Source organism: Sediminibacterium soli, from assembly GCF_009939225.1.
Lineage (GTDB): Bacteria > Bacteroidota > Bacteroidia > Chitinophagales > Chitinophagaceae > Sediminibacterium > Sediminibacterium soli.
Genome location: NZ_JAACJR010000008.1, coordinates 533,069 through 551,241, shown reverse-complemented (window position 1 = coordinate 551,241; position 18,173 = coordinate 533,069). Strand labels below are relative to the sequence as shown.

Genomic DNA, 18,173 nt, shown 5'->3' with positions numbered 1-18,173 from the left:
GGGAAATAGCTGATGAGAGAGGCCCTAAGACGGTTCACCTTCCCTTCGCAGGAATTACCCTGTTCAGGTTCAACGGGTATTATCTCAGCCTTTTCCGCAAAAACGGAACAAAGCACCCCGAGGAATGATCTGCCGCAAAAATAGTGTTTTGGAAATTAATGCCCCACTGTAACTTTAATGGCTTACCATCGTTATAACCCAAAACGCCCCCATGAAGCGAATTGTACTCCTGATTTCCCTGTTTGCCGGTATCGGGCTTCGTGCACAGAACCAGAAGAATATTGTGGTGGATGCCAATGCCGAGCCGCGTATGGTATTTGGGTACAGCGCCATAGAGGTTTCGGGTGCCATCGACCTGTACCTCTCGCAGGGAACGGAAGAAGGGATTGCCGTAAGCGCTTCTTCGGATGAGATCAGACAGCGTATCAAAACGGAACTCCGCGGCAATACCCTGCAGATCTATTTCGACAGCAAGGGACTGAACTGGAAAGCCTGGGGTAATCACAAGATGAAAGCATACGTTACTTTCAAAACCCTTAGCAGGCTCGAAGCTTCCGGTGCCTGCAATGTACGCGCAACAGAACGCATCAGACAACCGGAACTCAGCATCGAATTATCGGGCGCCAGTGATTTTACCGGCGAGCTGGCCATCGGCAAACTGCGTATCGATGCCAGTGGCGCTTCCAATGCCAAGCTCTCGGGCAGCGCGGAGAACCTGGCCATCATCGCCAGCGGCGCCTGCAACCTGAAGGCCTACGACCTCACTGCCATCATGTGTAAAACAGATGCGTCCGGTGCATCCAATATCCGCATCAGCGTGGAAAAAGAACTGAATGCCCAGGCAAGCGGCGGCAGCACGGTTTATTTCAAAGGCAACGGATTGATCCGCGATATCAGCACCAGCGGAGGAGCCACCGTGAAAAGAAGATCGGAGGATTAACAAAATATATTTGGAAGGAAGCGGTTGCGCACCTACTTTTGCACCCCATTACATCGCGAGGTAGAGCAGCGGTAGCTCGTCGGGCTCATAACCCGAAGGTCGGAGGTTCGATCCCTTCCCTCGCAACAAAAGAGGCCTCGAAGAGAGGCCTTTGTCTTATGTACCAGGTGTATATTTTATATTCCCCGAACTACGATAAGATTTACATCGGATGCACGGGTAACCTGGCTGAACGCCTGCGGTCTCATAACGAATTGGGTAAAAAAGGATGGACGATCGGGTTCAGACCGTGGGTGCTTGTTCATCAGGAAACGTATCCGGGTAAAAAAGAAGCTCTTTTAAGGGAAAAGCAATTGAAGGGAGGGCAGGGGCGTGACTGGATACGGAATGAAATTATTTCCAGATTATAGCCGGACTCCTGTGGGATAAAAATATTCCGGGATTGCCGTCGGGCTGATATCCGCCTGAGGCGGACGGAGGTTCGATCCCTTCCCTCGTAACAAAAGAGGCCCTCAAGGGCCTTTTTTAATTATCAGTGAGTTAGTAATATAACCGGCTGGATAGGCATATAATTTACCAGTGAGTAAGTAATAATCAATAATTTGAGAGAGTAATCGGGATCAAGGCATTCGACAGTCACCGGTTCTCCATTCATAAGCATCAATTTTCGTTCTCTTGCGTTCAGGATTTGTCAACATATTCGGCCGGCCCAATGCGGGCAAAAGCACCCTGCTCAACGCACTGATCGGGGAGAAGATGGCTATTGTATCATCCAAGGTGCAGACAACCAGGCACCGCATCAAGGCTTTTCTTAATAAGCCGGGCGAATACCAGGTGATCTTTTCCGATACGCCGGGTATCATCGATCCGAAATACAAGCTGCATGAACGTATGATGGATTCGGTGAAAACCGCACTGGAAGACGCAGACCTTGCACTGCTGATCGTGGATGTAAACGATGACCTGGCCGAAATGGATGCCATATTCAGCGCACTGCGGCTGAAAGTGCCGGCGATTGTTGTGCTGAACAAGATTGATGTGGCCGCCAATGGCAGGCTGCCGGAAGCGGAAGCGTTCTTTGCCACCAGACCGTATTGCAAACAGCTGGTCAGGATATCGGCGCTGCAGAAAGTGCACCTGCAAAAACTGCTGGATGCGATCCTGCAGTACCTGCCCGAAGCCGCGGCTTTTTACAGCGAAGACGATCTGAGCGATCTGCCCACCAAGTTCTTTGTTGGCGAACTGATCAGGGAAAAAGTGTACGAGCTCTTTGGCGATGAGATTCCCTACCACACCGCGGTAATGGTAAACGAGTTCAAGGAAAAAGAAAGCCTGGTGAAGATACAGGCCGATATCATCGTGAACCGCGAAACCCAGAAAGCGATCATCATCGGCGATAAGGGAAAAATGATCAAGCAGCTCGGTATGAAGGCACGCGCCGATATCGAGAACTTTATACAACAGAAAGTGTTCCTGGAACTGTTTGTCAAAGTCCGCCCCAAATGGCGCGATAACGAAGTGCAGCTGAAGGAATACGGGTATAGATAAGAATTAAAAATTAGAGATCGATAATTAGAAATTTGAAACCCAGCGTGTAAGGATTAATGACAGCTAAGAAAATGGATTCACTGTCGGGTTGGTCTTTATTTTTATATATTATTGATGCTCAATTTTTAGTTTTTAATTTTTAATTTTTAATTGATTTTCCGTGGGGTATACTGTAGCCATTGTAGGCAGACCGAATGTTGGTAAGAGCACGCTCTTCAACCGTTTTCTTGAGCAGCGTAAAGCGATCGTTGACGACGTGAGCGGGGTTACGCGCGACAGGCAGTACGGGATTACCGACTGGAACGGAAAGACCTTTAACCTGATCGATACCGGTGGTTTTGTGCCGCAGAGCGACGATGTGTTTGAAACGGAGATACGCAAACAGGTGCGCATCGCCATCGATGAGGCGGATGCGGTGATGTTTGTGGTAGACGTGGCCACGGGCATCACCGATCTGGATGAAGCCATGGCCGATCTGCTGCGACGCAGCAAGAAACCGGTTTACCTGGTGGTTAACAAAGTGGATAACGGTACCCGCGAGCTGGAGGCCACTGAATTTTATGCTTTGGGTTTCGAACACAGCTATTTTATAAGCAGTATCTCCGGCAGCGGTACCGGTGATCTCCTGGATGCGGTAACCGGCCCGATCAGCGAAGAAAAATCAACAGAGACCGCAGAAGAGAACACGCTTCCCAAAATAGCGATCATCGGTCAGCCCAATGTAGGTAAATCATCACTGCTCAATGCCCTGATCGGCCAGGAGCGTACCATCGTAAGTGAGATTTCCGGTACCACGCGCGACAGTATTCACACCCATTACAAATTGTTCCAGAAAGAATTCGTACTGATCGATACCGCGGGTATCCGTAAAAAAAGCAGCGAGAAAGAAGACCTGGAATTTTATTCGATCATCCGCGCCATCCGGGCGATAGACGAGGCGGATGTTTGCCTGATCGTACTGGATGCGGAAAAAGGAATTACGGCGCAGGATATCAGCATATTCAGTCTGGCCGCCCGCAAGGGAAAGGGCGTGGTGGTACTGGTAAACAAATGGGATCTGGTTGAAAAAGAGACCAATACAGCGCGTGACTATGAAAAAAGATTGAAACAGAAGATTGCACCGTTTACCGATGTGCCGGTACTGTTTATTTCGGTGAAGGAAAAGCAGCGCATATTCAAAGCCATAGAGCTGGCGCTGGAGGTAAACGATAACAAGCAGCGGAAAATACCCACCGCCCAGCTGAACGAAGTGATGCTGAAAGCGATCGAAGCCTACCATGCACCTGTGGTTCGCGGACATTCAATAAAAATTAAATATGTCACACAATTGCCTACACATGTGCCGTCTTTCGCGTTTTTTACCAATTTTCCGGATGATATCAAGACGCCGTACCGCAATTACCTGGAAAACCAGCTGAGAAGCCGGTTTAAATTTACCGGAGTGCCGGTCAGGATCTTCTTTAGAAAGAAATAAAAAATATGTGTTAAAATTTGCAAAATTCAATTAGGCCTATATCTTTGCGCAACTTAAACTCAAAAAACCAAGTACAAATGAAAAAAGTATTCGCAATTTTAGCCGTAGCCGGTTTCATGGCTGCTTGTAACTCAGGTGAAGACAAAGCCAAACTGGCTGCTGACAGCGCTCGTATTGCTGACAGCACTAAAGCTGCTATTGCTGCTGACAGCGCCGCTAAAGCTGCCGCTGACACAACCACCAAAGCTGCTATGGATACTACAAAGAAATAATTTAAGTACTTCGTTACTTTATATTACTTCTTGCAAGAAGCTCCTCCCGCCAAAAGCGGGAGGATTTTTTTTGAACAGATGAACAGGGAGCAAGGAACAGCAGAGCAAGGAACAGATGAACAGATGATCGGAGAAAAACCGGCGCCGACGGCTCTTTTCCTTCCCCTGCTCCTTGCTCTTCTGTTCCTTGTTCTTCTGTTCCCTGTTCATCCGTTCCTCTCCTCCTCTGCCAGTTTTACATAATTCTTCTATTAATAGGTAATGGCATCAATATTGACTTACTTTGTTTTACCCGTTTTGCGCGGCGTACGCCGGTATTTGTGACATTCTGACCAAGTAATTACTATGCAAAAAGAGAAACTGTTTTTCCGTTCGGATGAGGATACCGATTTCATGCCGATCATCCCCATCAACGAGAATGAAAGCGAGCAGGACAAGAACCTGGTTGTTCCGGATATCTTACCCATTCTTCCCCTTCGCAATACAGTGCTGTTCCCCGGTGTGGTGTTGCCGATCACGGTTGGCCGTGACAAAAGCATCAAGGCAGTTAACGATGTATACAAGACCGATAAACTGATCGGCGTGGTGGCCCAGAAAGATGCCAATGTGGAAGAACCCGAGCCGGAAGACCTGTGCAGCATCGGCACCGTTGCGCGCATCGTGAAACTGATCAAAATGCCCGATGGCGGTACCACCATTATCATACAGGGCAAGAAGCGGTTTGAACTCACTGGTATCGTCAGCGATGATCCTTATTTCAAGGCTTCCATAAAATTGCTGGAAGACGATGAGATACCGGAAGATTCCAATTTCAATGCCTATATCAGCACCATCAAAGACCTTGCGGCGCAGATTATCCAGCTGTCGCCCAACCTGCCTACAGAAGCTTCCATCATTCTCCGGAATATCGAGAACCCTTCCTTCCTGATCAATTTTGTAAGCAGTAACCTCAACAGCGAGCTGCCCGAGAAGCAGGCATTGCTGGAGATACACGATATACACCAGCGCGCCGAAAAGCTGATCCATATCCTGCAGCGCGAACTGCAGTTTGCCGAACTGAAAGACAAGGTAACCAGCAAAACACGCACCGAGATAGATAAGCAGCAGCGCGATTATTTTCTGCAGCAGCAGCTGAAGAGCATCAAGGACGAACTGGGCGGCGATACCAACGAACGCGAGATCGCCGATATGAAGAAGAAAGCCGACGGCAAGAAATGGCCCGAGGCCGCCAGGGCCCTGTTCAAAAGCGGGGTGGAAAAACTCGAGCGAATGCATCCGTCCACACCGGATTACTCCGTTGTGTACAACCACCTCGACCTGATGCTGGATCTTCCCTGGGAAAGTTATACGGCCGACAATTACGATCTGAAGAATGCCAAGAAAGTGCTGGATTCGGATCATTACGGCATGAGCAAGATCAAGACCCGTATACTCGAATACCTGGCGGTGCTGAAACTGAAGGGGGATATGAAAAGCCCGATCCTTTGTTTTCTGGGCCCTCCCGGCATCGGTAAAACCTCTCTCGGCCGTTCCATCGCGCATGCCATCGGCCGTAAATATGTACGGGTAAGCCTTGGCGGCCTGCATGATGAAAGCGAGGTGCGCGGGCACAGAAAAACCTATATCGGGGCAATGCCGGGCAGGGTCATACAAAGCATACGCAAATGCAGATCGTCCAACCCGGTGATCATACTCGATGAGATCGACAAGATCGGCAACGATTTCAGGGGCGATCCTTCTTCCGCGCTGCTGGAAGTGCTGGATCCCGAACAGAACCATACGTTTTACGACAACTACCTCGAACTGGAATACGACCTGAGCAAGGTGCTGTTCATCGCCACGGCCAATAACCTGCAGAACATACAACCTGCGCTGCGCGACAGGCTCGAGATCATAGACCTGAGTGGCTATGCCGTGGAGGAAAAAGTGGAAATCGCCAGGCGGCACCTGCTGCCCAAACAGAAAGAAGCGCATGGCCTTGGTAAGGTCAACTTCAAGATCGCCGACAGGGTGCTTGAAAAAATCATTGAACAGTATACCCGCGAGAGCGGGGTGCGTGAGCTCGACAGGCAGCTTGCTTCGATCATGCGTTACGAGGCAAAAGAGCTGGCGATGAAGAACAGGATCAAGCCCACGGTTACTTCGGCCGATGTGGAGAAGATACTGGGGCAGCATCGCTACAGCAACGAAATATACAAAACGGCCAATATGCCGGGTGTGGCCGTGGGACTTGCCTGGACCTATGTGGGCGGCGATATCCTGTTTATTGAAAGCATCCTGAGCGAAGGCAAGGGAGAGCTCAAACTCACGGGCAACCTGGGCAATGTAATGAAGGAAAGCGCCACCACGGCGCTCAGCTACCTGCAGGCCAATGCAAAAAAACTCGGCGTCAATATGGATGATTTTTCCAGGAAGAATATCCATATCCATGTGCCGGAAGGCGCCGTACCCAAAGACGGACCCAGCGCCGGCATTACCATGCTCACTTCGCTCACTTCCGCCTTCACTGGCCGTAAGGTGAAGCCTTTTCTGGCGATGACAGGAGAAATCACTTTGCGCGGACAGGTACTTCCGGTGGGAGGTATCAAGGAAAAAATACTGGCGGCCAAACGTGCCGGTCTGAAAGAAATCATTCTCTGCTGGCAGAACGAAAAAGACGTAAACGAAATTGAAAGCAATTTCATCAAAGGCCTCGAATTCCATTACGTGAAGACCATGCAGCAGGTGATTGACCTGGCGCTTGTGTAGTGCAATTTGAAAATTTGAGGATCTGCCTGCCGGCAGGTTTGAAGATTTGAAAATGGGTTAACTGGCAAATTGCTAAATTGCTGTATGGCTGCACTGTTTGTGTTTGAAAACAATGCAGCCATACAGCAATTCAACAATAAAGCAGTACAACCATTTACCCTCCCGCTCCCATTTTCAAACCCTCAAATTTTCAAATTGCTTCACCGTCTTCTCCCAACACTCCTCTTACTTCAATGTTCTTTGTTGAACGCGCAGACGCTGGGGGGTAATGCGGTGTTTGGATTTTTGGGGCAGCCAAATACGGCGCAACTGTCGGCCTTGGGTGGCGTAAATATTTCCGCTATCGGTAATGATGTCGGGATGAGCTTTCCTAATCCTGCACTGCTCCGGCCAGGGATGCATAAGCAGGTCAATACTTCTTTCAACGCCTTTCTTGCGGGGATCCGTAACTACAGTGCAACAGGCGCCTATCATTTTGAACGATCAGCAACCAGTTTGGCAGCGGGGGTGAATTATTTCGACTATGGCACCATTCCGCAAACCGATGCATCGGGTAATGTGCTGGGCAGTTTCAGACCGGTGGACTATGTAGTGCAGTTGATGGCGTCGCGCCGGTACCACGAACGTTTCTGGTATGGCGGCACCATGAAGTACCTGCGGTCGGGGTACGGCCCTTACACCTCTTCGGGTATTGCCTTTGATATCGGGATCAGTTACTACGACTCGGCAAATGGTCTGCAGGTGAGCCTGCTGGCAAAAAACATGGGAACCCAGCTGAAAGCCTATAACGGCAGCAGAAAGGAGGAACTGCCCTTTGACCTGCAGGCGGGCATTACCAAACGCCTGCGCCATGCACCGTTGCAGTTTTCGCTGACAGCCCATCACCTGCAGCAGTTCAACCAGTATTATAACGATACCCTGTTCCGTTCGTCAGAAGGAGAACCGGGGTATGCGGCCGGAAGCGCCATGCAAAAGATATTCTCACATCTGGTATTGTCTGCGCAGGCTTTCCTCAACGAAAAACTGCATGTATCGGCGGGATATCATTTTCAGCGGCGGCAGGACCTGAATGCATTTAATTATACCAGCGGTCTGAACGGCTTTACATTCGGGGCTTCGGTGTTGCTCAGAAAAATACACCTGCACTATGCCACCGGTTTTTACCAGCGGAACCTTTTTCACCAGCTCAGTCTTGGTTTTAACTGGGGCGGGGCGTTATAAATAAAAAAACCGGCAACCACGGGGCTACCGGTAACAGCGAGTTTATCTCCCTGCCGGACATCGGAATTTAAACCTGCCGCGTTATAACGGGCGATCTAAAGTATGATTTGCATACAGGTGGGCAGTTTTTTGGCAACCAGCAGCGCCAAAACCAGCGGCACCCAGCTTTGCGATAGTTTTCTCATGTCAATAACGGTTTTCTGGCTTCGCTGGTATGTAGACAAGATTTTATCTCCCGCCGTTGCCTGGAAAAATACATTGTGGTATAAATGTGTAAAAAAGCGCCGCCCCGCTGGTATGCGGGGCGGCGCCAATGAGTTGAACTGTCCGTATTTATGCCGGGCCACCTTTTTTTTTGGGCATGATGGCTTTGAGTTGCTTGTCTGCGGGGTTTACGGCCGGCTGGTTGTTTACCGGTTTATTCACCGGCGGGGTCTTGGGTTTTTCCGGTGTTTTGATCGGCTGTGACTCCGGTGGGATGATATCGTCGATCCGGATGTCTTTCGGCACTTCGTAATCTTTTTCGGTACCCGTGCCCATGCCTTCGCCCTCACCGTTCAGGATGGGGATATTGGCGTCGATGGCATTGATGTCGATATCGTTCAGCAGGCCATCGGGTTTTACAAAGCTGAGTTTGGTGTCGATGCCCAGCGTTTGATCCGCGGTTGCTTTTTTCATGAAATAGGCCCAGATCGGCATGGCTGCGCGTCCGCCCTCTCCGTTCTTGCTTTCTGTATTGAAGCGGATGATACGGTCATCTGCACCAACCCAGCCGCCGGCCAGCAGCTGCGGCGTATAGCCAAGGAACCAGGCATCGCTGTTATCGTTGGTGGTACCCGTTTTGCCGGCCATCGACAAGCCCGCGGGGGGATCGTACTGCCAGATACCGGCGCCGGTACCCTTGGTGAGCACGCCTTCCATCATTTTGATCAGTGAATAAGCCGTAATATCACTGATCACTTCCTTGCGTCTTGGGGTAAAGGTTGCCAGCACATTGCCGTTCCTGTCTTCAATGCGTGTGATGTACATGGGCTTTGCATTGAAACCCCTGCCCGGGAACATACTGTACGCCTGCATCATTTCGTACAGCGATATCTCACAGGCGCCGATGGCGATAGAGGGGTAAGCCTGCAGCTTGGCCTGCAGGTCGCATCTTCTCAGGAAATCGATGAACCTGCGCGCGCCGCGCCCTCCGTCGCTGTCCAGCTGTTTCATAATATAGGCCGTGGCGCAGTTGCGCGATTTGGCCAGGGCCAGCGCCATGGGCATGGCCGCGCCCGTACAGGTTTTGCCTGTGGCAGGAACCATCCCATACTGGCCAAAACTCTGCTGAACATCGTACACGGTGGTGGCAGGAGAGAAGCCTGCTTCTTCTATCGCCAGGCTGTACAGCAGGGGCTTAATGGTAGAGCCTACCTGCCGCTTGGTATTTACGTTGGCGTGGTCGTATTTGAATGTCTTGAAATCGATACCGCCCACCCATGCCTTGATCGATCCGTCCAGCGGGTCCATCACCATAAAACCGGTCTGAAGCATCTGTTTATGGTATTTGATGGAATCGTAAGGCGTCATGATGGTGTCTTTACCGCGTTTGCTGTTCCAGGCAAATACATGCATCGGTATTTTATCGTAGAAGGTCTTTTTGATCTCTTCGTCTTCCATCCCGTCTTTCTTCAGGTTGCGCCAGCGATCGCTTTGCTTCATCGCTGATTCCAGGATATTCTCAAATCCCTTCCAGATGGTACCGGTCTTGATATTGTCCTGCCTGTCGAGCAGTTTTTGCATATAGCTCATGTGCCGGGCCACCGATTCTTCCGCGTACTGCTGCATAATGGGGTTGATCGTGGTATAGATCTTCAGCCCGTCGCGGTACAGGTTGTAGGCATCACCGTTATTCTTCTTGTGTTCCTTGCACCATTTCTTCATATCCTCACCAAGCACCATACGGAAATAAGGGCCCAGACCCGCTGTTTCGTCCAGTTTTTTATAGTTGGAGATATCGATGGGTTTGCGTTTGAGTTTTTCCACTTCGGCCGTGCTGAGGTAGTTCTTGCTCACCATCCTGTTCAGTACCAGGTTACGCCTGTCGAGTGCACGTTTGGGATTGGTGCGCGGATTGTACAGCCCCGGGCCGTTCACCATACCGATCAGCACGGCGGCTTCATCAACCGTTAAGCGGTCGGGTTCTTTCTGGAAAAAAGTCTTTGAGGCATTGCGTATGCCGTATACATTGTCGCCGAAAGCCACGGTGTTCAGGTAAAGCGTGAGGATCTCTTCCTTGGTAAAATTGCGTTCCAGCTTGATGGCGATCAGCCCTTCTTTCAGTTTCTGGATGCTGCGGAGAAAAATATTCTTGGTGCTCCAGTTCTCCGTAAACAGGTTCTTGGCGGTTTGCATGGTGATGGTGCTGGCGCCGCCTTCGCTGCCGAGGTAAATAAATGCGCGCATCAGCGAATACACGTCGATACCGCTGTGGTCGTAAAAACGTTTGTCTTCAGTGGCTACCAGCGCATCAACAGCGTATTTGCTGATGTCCTTGTAGTCTACATTGATACGGTCTTCGATATAATATTTCCCCATCAGCGTACCATCCTGTGCATATACCTGGCTTGCCAGCGAAGCCGTGGGGTTTTCGATATCTTCCAGGTCGGGCATGGTGCCCAGCCAGCCCCAGTTGATGATCAGCAGCAACAGGATAAATGCGAGACAGCCTCCGAAAAAGATGCGCCAGAATATTTTTACCGGTTTTGACATTACCATAGCGGGAATGATTATTTCAATTCAATGATAAAACTAAACAAGAGTCCGTGCATTTACCGTTAAAATTTATCCGGTAATACCTGGTTCAGCAGGGCACGGTAGCCGGCCAGGTCCTGGCTTTTCACCAGCTGATTCATATTGTCGTTACTGATGATAAGGAAACTGAACTTATCGGCCGCCAGCCAGGGAATGATCCGCGAACTTGCCAGCGGTTTTGTTTTCTCTATATAACCAACCGCATCGGCGGCGTTGCCAAAGGGGCCCATCAGCAGCAGGCTGTACTGTGCATTGATCTTGCTGTTATAGATGCCCATATTGCTGCCGGCATACCGCTCCTGGTTAAAGCGGTTAAAGGCATTGCGCGCTTCTGTAATAAAGATCGGGTCAACATTGTCGAGTACAACGGCTACAAACTGTGTGTCTGCAAGGTTCAGGGTATAACCGTTGGCGGAGAATGTTTTTGGTTTCTCCACCGCTTTGGCAACGGGTTTTGCATCCAGCCGCCCGGGCGCCACAAATACCGGCAGCGAGTCTTTTTTCGGAACCGCGGTAGTCACGGTTTGGGTATTGCTGAGATCCGTCAGCTGTTTTGCCTGTCCCTGCAGGTTTCTGGGAGCCGATACACTGTCCTGTTTGCGGGGTGCCTGTGTAACCAGGCCGGTATTATTGAGGTCCACGCCCCTGCGCAGCACATCATCGGGGCGGGAGATATCAAGATTGGTAAGATAGGCTTCGATCTCTTTTCTTCTCCTGAGCACATCGATCATGGTACCGGCTTTTTCCGCCAGCGGCGAATTGGGAAACAGTGCTGCTATGTTCTGCAGCCTGTCGATGGCCGTACTGTCGTTTTTCTGTTTGATGTAATAAATCGATTCGATGTACAGGAGCTGCGGCGTCCAGTAGTTCTTTCCGAATTGTTTATCGGCCGCTGTTTTGGCTTCTTTTGCGCGGCTGAAATTGCCTTCTATGAACAGACGGTAAACCGACTCATAGGCCTGCTGTGCGGGATCGTTGTTTCGTGGCTGCTTAACGGCATTGAGTTGTCTGGTGAGTTTCCCGTTCGGAAAGGCTCTTTTCAGCTGTGCGGCGGCGGCATCTGCTTTTGCCTGATCGCCGGTCTTGGCATACAGATAGCTAAGGTTGTACAAAGCGTCTTCCACTTCTGCACTCTCGGGGTATCGGCGGATCAGTTCCTCGTACATCCCGATCGCGGAAGCATGGTCTTCGAGTTTGTTCTGAAAGGTATGTGCGTTATCCAGCAGGGCTTTGATGATGGCGCTGTGCGACCGGTCTATCTGCGCCGCGGTAAGCGGTATGTTCTTCGCCAATGCCTCCGTGGTAAGTTCTGTCTCTGCCGCCCCGGCGCCCGCGCTGTTGATATCGGCGGTTACACTGGCCGAAACCATACTTTTGTCGATCGCATTCTGTCTTCTCCAGTTGTCAACATTGGGCCGGTTGCCCCAGTGCGATTTAAATTCTCCCAGTCCCCTCGCCCGCAGGGAAGCGTTCTGAAAATAGAACTCACCGGCTTTGTTGCCGAACAGATCAGGCGGCGCAGTTGTACCGGTGCCGGCCGGCATATTACCCGGGTCGGTGGCGATGTCTTTCAGTCCTTTCTCCTTCCGTAACCGGCGCAGTTCCTTGCGGATGATATCGTTTCGCTGATCGGGTGTAAGACCGGCCAGGTGCTGCAGGCTGTCTTCCCTTGCAATGGTTTCCTGGTTGCCGGCGATCACCTGCAGTGCCGGTTTCCGGGCATTCACCCGCTGCTGGTCGGTATCTTTCAACAGCGCTACCTGAACACTGTCGTAGTACCGGTGCGAAGATGTATAGGCTTTACGCGTATAGTTCAGATCGCCCAGCAGCAGAAAGCTCTGCTGGCGCTGTTCGGGATTGTCGCTGTTGTACTGTATGCTTTTCAGCAACAGGTCCTGCGCTGCCGCATAGTTGCTGCGTTTCAGCTCCAGTCTGGCGGCAGAATAATAGATGATGTCCCGCTGGGTTTCGTATTTATCGCGCCTGGCCATACGCAGCAGTTCGTCGAGGTTTTTCTGCAGCGAGGTCTCGTCGCTGCCGCTGGCAAGACTTACCATGTTCAACCGTGCATACACTTCCATCAGCGGGTCGGTGGTATGCCGGATAGACCGATCGAAATAAACGGAAGCTTTGGTTTTGTCGCCGCCGAGTTCATACAGCTGCGCGGCCAGGTATTCCCAGCGTGCGGTTTCGAGTTTGTTCTCCGCGTTTCCGAGCGCCTGTACCAGGCGACCGGCTGCTGCGCTGTAGCTGTTCTGTTTGTACAGCAGGTAGGCGGTAAGTTCTTCGAGATCGGTGTGGAGTCTTTCCGGAAAATTCGGGTCGTTGCGTACCATCTCGAGCAGGCTGCCTGCTTCAATCAGTTTATCCTGCTCCAGGTAATTGCGTACCTGCCAGAGAAAACTTTCATTCCGGCTGGGCGGAAAGCTCATCATGCGTTTCCAGAGACTGCGGTTTTCCCTTGTGGCTATGGTAAATACGCCGTTCGTGTTACTGGCATTGCTGCCCACGGGCAGGTCGTAACCGCCGTCTTTGGGTGCAAATGCATAGTTGATGTATTCGAACACGATACCCGCCGAATCAAAATCTTTTCTGAACAGGTAGGCCTTGCCCATCAGCAGGTAGAGCTTGTCTACCCAGTCGCTTCTCAGATCGTGCAGCACAATGCCGGCGGTTGTTTTATACAGGATGGTGTCCATCCTGTCTTTAAATGCCTCTGTCGGCTCATAATTATAAAAGGACAGCAGCTGTGTGTAGTCGTCTTTGTGCGCAAGTTTGGCACCGGCGATCACTTCATTCAGGATATTGCTGGCGTTGAAATAATAGTTAAACCTGCTGACGGTGTTGTTGTACAAACGCTTTGCGTACCCGAATTTGGTATCGGCCGATTTCTCCGAGGGCAGGCTTCGGTTTTCGTAATTCTTTGGTTTTTTCAGTTCGAAAGAAAGCAGCGATGGCTGGGCAGTAAGGTCGGCGGTCAGCAACACGAACAGGGCGAGGCAGGCGGCACAGGTCTTTTTACCGTATCGTCGGGATGTCATCAGGTACATAAAAAGTGACTAAAAATACAGTTATTTCTTCATAGCGGGGTTTCGGGAACAGTGTTTGCGCATTACCTTTAACCCGATTTAACAAAATGGCAAATATAGAGATCAATAATACGCTGAAACGGCTCCGCAACAGCTACCGCCTGGTGGTGATGAACGATGATACGTACGAGGAGGTGGTCACTTTCCGGCTTTCACGTCTGAGTGTATATATCGGCCTGAGCACGGTGTTCGTATTGCTGGTGGGACTGACGATTGCGCTGATCGCTTTTTCGCCGCTGAAATACTATATACCGGGTTATGGCACCCGCGAAAGCCGCACGGCGCTGCAGGTGCTCAAGATCCGCACCGATTCACTTGAGCAGGCCATCAAATACAAGGAGCAATACCTGGAAAGCGTAAAAAAAGTACTCACCGGAAATACCCCCTCTCAACTGGATACCATACCCTTGAAGGTACCGAAGACAGAGACTTCCAACGACTGACACGCTGCCTGTTACCCAAACCCCTGCTGCATGAACGCCCATTTTTTTCAGACCATAAGACCTTTGCTGGCGCTGTTTATCCTGTTTACCGTGCTGTGCGTTGTTTTCAGCGGCAGACTGCAGGGTGCGGGCATCGATGCACAGGTGGTGATCGTAACCAATCTTTTGCTCTTTGTTATCACTGCGGCAAACCTGTATTTGCTGAACAGGAATATCGCCAAAGCCAATCCCAATGCAGTAATCAGGGGGATGATGGCGGGTTCGCTGCTGAAACTGCTCCTGCTGGCCGCAGCTTTTTTTATCTACCTCATAGTGGTGCGTGAAAAACGCAATGCACCTGCGATCTATATCGGGATGGGACTTTATTCCCTCTACACTTGGATCGAAGTGCGTACCGCTTTACGGATGAACCGGAAAAAATAATGCCTGTTTCAGAACATCCTATGCATGCCCTGGTGAAGTTCCTGCCCGAAGGCAGTTTCGACCAGGTGGCGCAGTACCTGGATCACTACAAGGTGCACCTGACCATTACAAAGGAGCGCAGGTCGGTGCTGGGCGATTACCGGCATGCGGGCCGGGGCGGCAACCACCGCATCAGCATCAATGGCAATCTCAACAAATACGAATTCCTGATCACGCTGCTGCATGAGCTGGCCCACCTGCTGGTATTCGAACAATTCCGCAACAGGGTAGAGGCGCATGGCACCGAATGGAAGCACTGCTACAGCTCGCTGCTGGTGGATTTTGTACAGCAGCAGGTATTCCCGGCCGAAATTGAACGGGCCCTGCGTAAATCCATCATCAATCCCGCAGCAACCGCCAACGGCGAAACCGACCTGTTGCTGGTACTGCGCAGATACGACCTGCACAAAAAAGAAGGTTACCTGCCCGTAGCAGAACTCCCCGAAGGCGCCCTATTTCAAATGGACGATGGCCGTCTATTCCGCAAAGGCCCCAAACGCAGAAAACGGTACGAATGCGTGGAGGTGAAGACAGGGTATCGGTATACGTTCAGCCCGGTTAGTGAGGTGAGAATCGTGCGAGGTGAGTCAACGTGAGTTGTCTAACCCGAAAGATACAGTTGTAGCATAAGAAAGAGGCAAAAACACCTTGTTTTTGCCTCTTTCTTATATTTTGCACTCACGTTGACTCACGACAACTCACATTCACTCATGTGTTTTCTCACGCCACCGCTTTCTTCACCAGATCGGCGGCTTCGCTGAGGAGTATGGCGGATTGCACTTTCAGTCCGCTTTCGTCGATCAGTTTTTTGGCTTCGGTGGCGTTGGTGCCCTGTAAGCGAACGATGATCGGGATATCGATATTGCCGAGTTTGTTATAGGCTTCGATCACACCTGCCGCAACCCTGTCACAACGAACGATACCTCCGAAGATATTGATCAGGATCGCTTTTACATTGGGATCTTTCAGGATGATGCGGAAACCGGCTTCCACTGTCTGGGCATTTGCAGAACCACCCACGTCGAGGAAGTTGGCGGGTTCGCCGCCGCTGAGTTTGATCATATCCATGGTGGCCATCGCCAGGCCGGCGCCGTTCACCATACAGCCTACGTTACCGTCGAGTTTTACAAAGTTGAGGTTGTATTGTCCCGCTTCCACTTCGGTGGGATCTTCTTCGGTAACGTCGCGGAGAGCGGCAGTATCTGCATGACGCATCAGTGCGTTGTCATCGATGTTCATTTTACAGTCCACCGCAATGATCTTTTCGTCGCTTGTTTTGAACAGCGGGTTGATCTCCAGCATGCCGCAATCCAGGCCTACATAGGCATTGTACAGGCTGGTAACGAATTTCACACAGCTCTTGAAAGCTTCACCGCTCAGTCCCAGGTTAAAAGCGATCTTTCTTGCCTGGAAACCCAGCAGGCCGCCGCCGGGATGCACCCATTCCTTGAATATTTTGTCGGGGGTATTGTGAGCCACTTCTTCGATGTCCATACCGCCTTCGGTGCTGTACATGATCACGTTCTGACCTTTGGAGCGGTCGAGAAGTATGGAGAGGTAAAATTCTTTAACGGGATTGGGGCCGGGATAATACACATCCTGTGCCACCAGTATCTTGTTTACTTTCTTGCCCGCGGCGCCGGTTTGTATGGTAATCAGGGTGCCGCCGAGTATATTTTTGGCAATGTTGCTGGCGTCTTCCAGACTTTTGGCCACGGCCACACCGCGCTGTTCGGTGCCTTCTATTTTGCCTTTGCCACGGCCACCCGCATGTATCTGCGCCTTGATCACTGCAAAATTGTTCCCGGTCTGGGTCTTTATCTGGCGGTAAGCCTCTTCGGCAGCCATAACGGTGTCAACAGCAATGCCTTCCTGTACGGGTACATTGTATTTTTTCAGCAGCTCTTTCGCTTGGTATTCATGCAGGTTCATGGAGAAAATAGATTTGCCCGCGAAGATAAAGGAAACCTTTGGTAGAAATTCCCGTATCTGGCATTATTGTTGTAACATTGACCCGCATTTGCGGAAGTTCCGTATTTTTAACCGACTAAAAAATAAACCATTCATTTTATGAAGAAAGTATTCCTCGCAGCCGCGTTGCTGGCAGCTTCCGCCGGCGTTTTTTCCTTCTCGGGTAAATTTGCCGATTCGTACACTGTGGATCTGGCAAAAAGCAAGGTAGACTGGTCCGGTTCGGCCGATAACCGTTACCACCCGGGTACCGTGATGCTGAAAAGCGGCTCCGTTTCAATTGATAACGGAAAGATCACAGGCGGTAAACTGGTGTTCGATCTGACCACCATCAAACCAACCGACGGCTCCGGCGAAAGACTGGAGAACCACCTGAAATCTGCCGATTTCTTTGATGTGGCCCAGTTTGGCGAAGCTACTTACGATGTGACCAGCGTAAACTATACTTCCGACAATGTGGCACAGGTAAGCGGTAACCTGCTGGTGAAAGGCGTTGCTTTCCCACTCAGCTTCCCTGTTAAAGTGCGTGGACTGAAAGACGGAAAACTGTTCGCCGAAGCCTATTTCACGTTGGATTCAGCGCCTTTCAGCAAAAGACCCTATGGTGTTGAGATCGCTGCGCATCTTTTTGCCAATAAATAAACTTTTCGTGTATAACAACGATAAAAAGGCACCACCGTATAGGGGGTGCCTTTTTTGTGTTTGATCAAATACCAATTAATGGGAACAGATGAGCAAGGAACAAGGAGCAAGGATCAGATGATCGGATTTGAGATCGAGAAAATTCCTATCCGATCAATTGCTCCTCTGTTCTTTGTTCCTTGCTCATCTGTTCAGTATCCCCCGCTAAACGCCACCATCATGCCCAAAATCAACCTCCATTCCATCACCCCCAAAGAAATCTGCCCCGGCTATGCCGCGCGGTTTATTCATACCGATAACATGACTTTTTCCTATCTCGATGTAAAAGCGGGTGCATCCCTGCCGGAACATTCGCACCCGCACGAGCAGGTGGCGCATGTACTGGAGGGTGAGTTTCAGCTTACGGTAGACGGAGAGCCGCTGCGTTTCGGTCCCGGCACCGTGATCGTGATCCCTTCCCATATACGGCATTCCGGCCTGGCCATTACAGACTGCAAACTGCTGGATGTGTTCAGTCCGGTGAGAGAAGACTATAGGGAGTTGGGGAGCAGATGAGCAAGGAACAAG

Annotated in this window: 16 protein-coding genes, 1 tRNA gene and 1 riboswitch; of the genes, 14 read left to right on the top strand and 3 right to left on the bottom strand. The window is 50.7% G+C overall.

Annotated elements, in window-relative coordinates; translation table 11 throughout:
- Nucleotides 1–23: 23 nt before the first annotated feature.
- Nucleotides 24–130: riboswitch (TPP riboswitch) on the bottom strand.
- Nucleotides 131–211: 81 nt separating this feature from the next.
- The 9 genes from GWC94_RS09555 to porQ all read left to right on the top strand — a co-directional run bounded on the left by GWC94_RS09555 (nt 212) and on the right by porQ (nt 8,203).
- Nucleotides 212–940: a head GIN domain-containing protein gene (locus GWC94_RS09555; RefSeq protein WP_161834807.1), complete on the top strand. Its 729-nt coding sequence runs from the start codon at nt 212–214 to the stop codon at nt 938–940.
- Between the two features lie 54 nt (nt 941–994).
- A tRNA-Met gene (locus GWC94_RS09550) sits at nt 995–1,066 on the top strand.
- Nucleotides 1,067–1,098: 32 nt separating this feature from the next.
- Nucleotides 1,099–1,350, top strand: a complete 252-nt coding sequence (locus GWC94_RS09545) for a GIY-YIG nuclease family protein (RefSeq protein WP_161834806.1) — start codon at nt 1,099–1,101, stop codon at nt 1,348–1,350.
- Between the two features lie 265 nt (nt 1,351–1,615).
- The gene (gene era, locus GWC94_RS09540) at nt 1,616–2,488 is read left to right on the top strand and encodes a GTPase Era (RefSeq protein ID WP_161834805.1); all 873 of its coding nucleotides are present in this window, start codon (nt 1,616–1,618) and stop codon (nt 2,486–2,488) included.
- A gap of 160 nt (nt 2,489–2,648) precedes the next feature.
- Complete coding sequence (der, locus tag GWC94_RS09535; RefSeq protein WP_161834804.1) at nt 2,649–3,962, top strand: ribosome biogenesis GTPase Der; 1,314 nt, start codon at nt 2,649–2,651, stop codon at nt 3,960–3,962.
- A gap of 77 nt (nt 3,963–4,039) precedes the next feature.
- Complete coding sequence (locus GWC94_RS09530; RefSeq protein WP_161834803.1) at nt 4,040–4,234, top strand: hypothetical protein; 195 nt, start codon at nt 4,040–4,042, stop codon at nt 4,232–4,234.
- 30 nt (nt 4,235–4,264) lie between these two features.
- On the top strand, nt 4,265–4,477 hold the full coding sequence (locus GWC94_RS09525; protein WP_161834802.1) for a hypothetical protein: 213 nt from the start codon (nt 4,265–4,267) through the stop codon (nt 4,475–4,477).
- Between the two features lie 102 nt (nt 4,478–4,579).
- The gene (gene lon, locus GWC94_RS09520; protein ID WP_161834801.1) at nt 4,580–6,982 is read left to right on the top strand and encodes an endopeptidase La; all 2,403 of its coding nucleotides are present in this window, start codon (nt 4,580–4,582) and stop codon (nt 6,980–6,982) included.
- A gap of 84 nt (nt 6,983–7,066) precedes the next feature.
- Nucleotides 7,067–8,203: a type IX secretion system protein PorQ gene (gene porQ / locus GWC94_RS09515; RefSeq protein WP_235918501.1), complete on the top strand. Its 1,137-nt coding sequence runs from the start codon at nt 7,067–7,069 to the stop codon at nt 8,201–8,203.
- Between the two features lie 333 nt (nt 8,204–8,536).
- Here the strand turns inward: porQ and GWC94_RS09510 are convergent, their stop codons facing one another.
- Complete coding sequence (locus GWC94_RS09510; protein WP_235918500.1) at nt 8,537–10,963, bottom strand: transglycosylase domain-containing protein; 2,427 nt, start codon at nt 10,961–10,963, stop codon at nt 8,537–8,539.
- A gap of 59 nt (nt 10,964–11,022) precedes the next feature.
- Complete coding sequence (porW, locus tag GWC94_RS09505; protein ID WP_161834799.1) at nt 11,023–14,040, bottom strand: type IX secretion system periplasmic lipoprotein PorW/SprE; 3,018 nt, start codon at nt 14,038–14,040, stop codon at nt 11,023–11,025.
- 95 nt (nt 14,041–14,135) lie between these two features.
- On the opposite strand from porW, the gene GWC94_RS09500 reads away from it, so the two are divergent.
- From GWC94_RS09500 to GWC94_RS09490, 3 genes are read left to right on the top strand one after another with little or no spacing between them, the layout of a single operon-like run.
- A complete protein-coding gene (locus GWC94_RS09500) occupies nt 14,136–14,531 on the top strand; it encodes a hypothetical protein (RefSeq protein WP_161834798.1) in 396 nt (131 codons plus the stop codon).
- A 30-nt stretch (nt 14,532–14,561) separates the two neighbouring features.
- On the top strand, nt 14,562–14,954 hold the full coding sequence (locus tag GWC94_RS09495; RefSeq protein WP_161834797.1) for a hypothetical protein: 393 nt from the start codon (nt 14,562–14,564) through the stop codon (nt 14,952–14,954).
- Nucleotides 14,954–15,589: a SprT-like domain-containing protein gene (locus tag GWC94_RS09490; protein WP_161834796.1), complete on the top strand. Its 636-nt coding sequence runs from the start codon at nt 14,954–14,956 to the stop codon at nt 15,587–15,589. The genes GWC94_RS09495 and GWC94_RS09490 overlap by 1 nt, the downstream gene beginning before the upstream one ends.
- 124 nt (nt 15,590–15,713) lie before the next feature.
- On the opposite strand, the gene sucC is transcribed toward GWC94_RS09490, so the two are convergent.
- On the bottom strand, nt 15,714–16,925 hold the full coding sequence (gene sucC, locus GWC94_RS09485; protein WP_161834795.1) for an ADP-forming succinate--CoA ligase subunit beta: 1,212 nt from the start codon (nt 16,923–16,925) through the stop codon (nt 15,714–15,716).
- A 138-nt stretch (nt 16,926–17,063) separates the two neighbouring features.
- Between sucC and GWC94_RS09480 the strand changes: the two genes are divergently transcribed.
- Together GWC94_RS09480 and GWC94_RS09475 are read left to right on the top strand one after the other, a co-directional pair.
- On the top strand, nt 17,064–17,606 hold the full coding sequence (locus GWC94_RS09480) for a YceI family protein (protein ID WP_161834794.1): 543 nt from the start codon (nt 17,064–17,066) through the stop codon (nt 17,604–17,606).
- 219 nt (nt 17,607–17,825) lie between these two features.
- A complete protein-coding gene (locus GWC94_RS09475; protein WP_161834793.1) occupies nt 17,826–18,161 on the top strand; it encodes a cupin domain-containing protein in 336 nt (111 codons plus the stop codon).
- Nucleotides 18,162–18,173 lie beyond the last annotated feature (12 nt).

Bases quoted from the DNA above. Each gene is read 5' to 3' on its own strand.
- GWC94_RS09490 (WP_161834796.1), top strand. From the start codon at position 14,954: ATGCCTGTTTCAGAACATCCTATGCATGCCCTGGTGAAGTTCCTGCCC.
- lon (WP_161834801.1), top strand. From the start codon at position 4,580: ATGCAAAAAGAGAAACTGTTTTTCCGTTCGGATGAGGATACCGATTTC.
- GWC94_RS09480 (WP_161834794.1), top strand. From the start codon at position 17,064: ATGAAGAAAGTATTCCTCGCAGCCGCGTTGCTGGCAGCTTCCGCCGGC.
- sucC (WP_161834795.1), bottom strand. From the start codon at position 16,925: ATGAACCTGCATGAATACCAAGCGAAAGAGCTGCTGAAAAAATACAAT.
- GWC94_RS09545 (WP_161834806.1), top strand. From the start codon at position 1,099: ATGTACCAGGTGTATATTTTATATTCCCCGAACTACGATAAGATTTAC.
- porQ (WP_235918501.1), top strand. From the start codon at position 7,067: ATGGCTGCACTGTTTGTGTTTGAAAACAATGCAGCCATACAGCAATTC.
- GWC94_RS09475 (WP_161834793.1), top strand. From the start codon at position 17,826: ATGCCCAAAATCAACCTCCATTCCATCACCCCCAAAGAAATCTGCCCC.
- porW (WP_161834799.1), bottom strand. From the start codon at position 14,040: ATGACATCCCGACGATACGGTAAAAAGACCTGTGCCGCCTGCCTCGCC.
- GWC94_RS09500 (WP_161834798.1), top strand. From the start codon at position 14,136: ATGGCAAATATAGAGATCAATAATACGCTGAAACGGCTCCGCAACAGC.
- GWC94_RS09530 (WP_161834803.1), top strand. From the start codon at position 4,040: ATGAAAAAAGTATTCGCAATTTTAGCCGTAGCCGGTTTCATGGCTGCT.
- GWC94_RS09555 (WP_161834807.1), top strand. From the start codon at position 212: ATGAAGCGAATTGTACTCCTGATTTCCCTGTTTGCCGGTATCGGGCTT.
- GWC94_RS09510 (WP_235918500.1), bottom strand. From the start codon at position 10,963: ATGGTAATGTCAAAACCGGTAAAAATATTCTGGCGCATCTTTTTCGGA.
- GWC94_RS09495 (WP_161834797.1), top strand. From the start codon at position 14,562: ATGAACGCCCATTTTTTTCAGACCATAAGACCTTTGCTGGCGCTGTTT.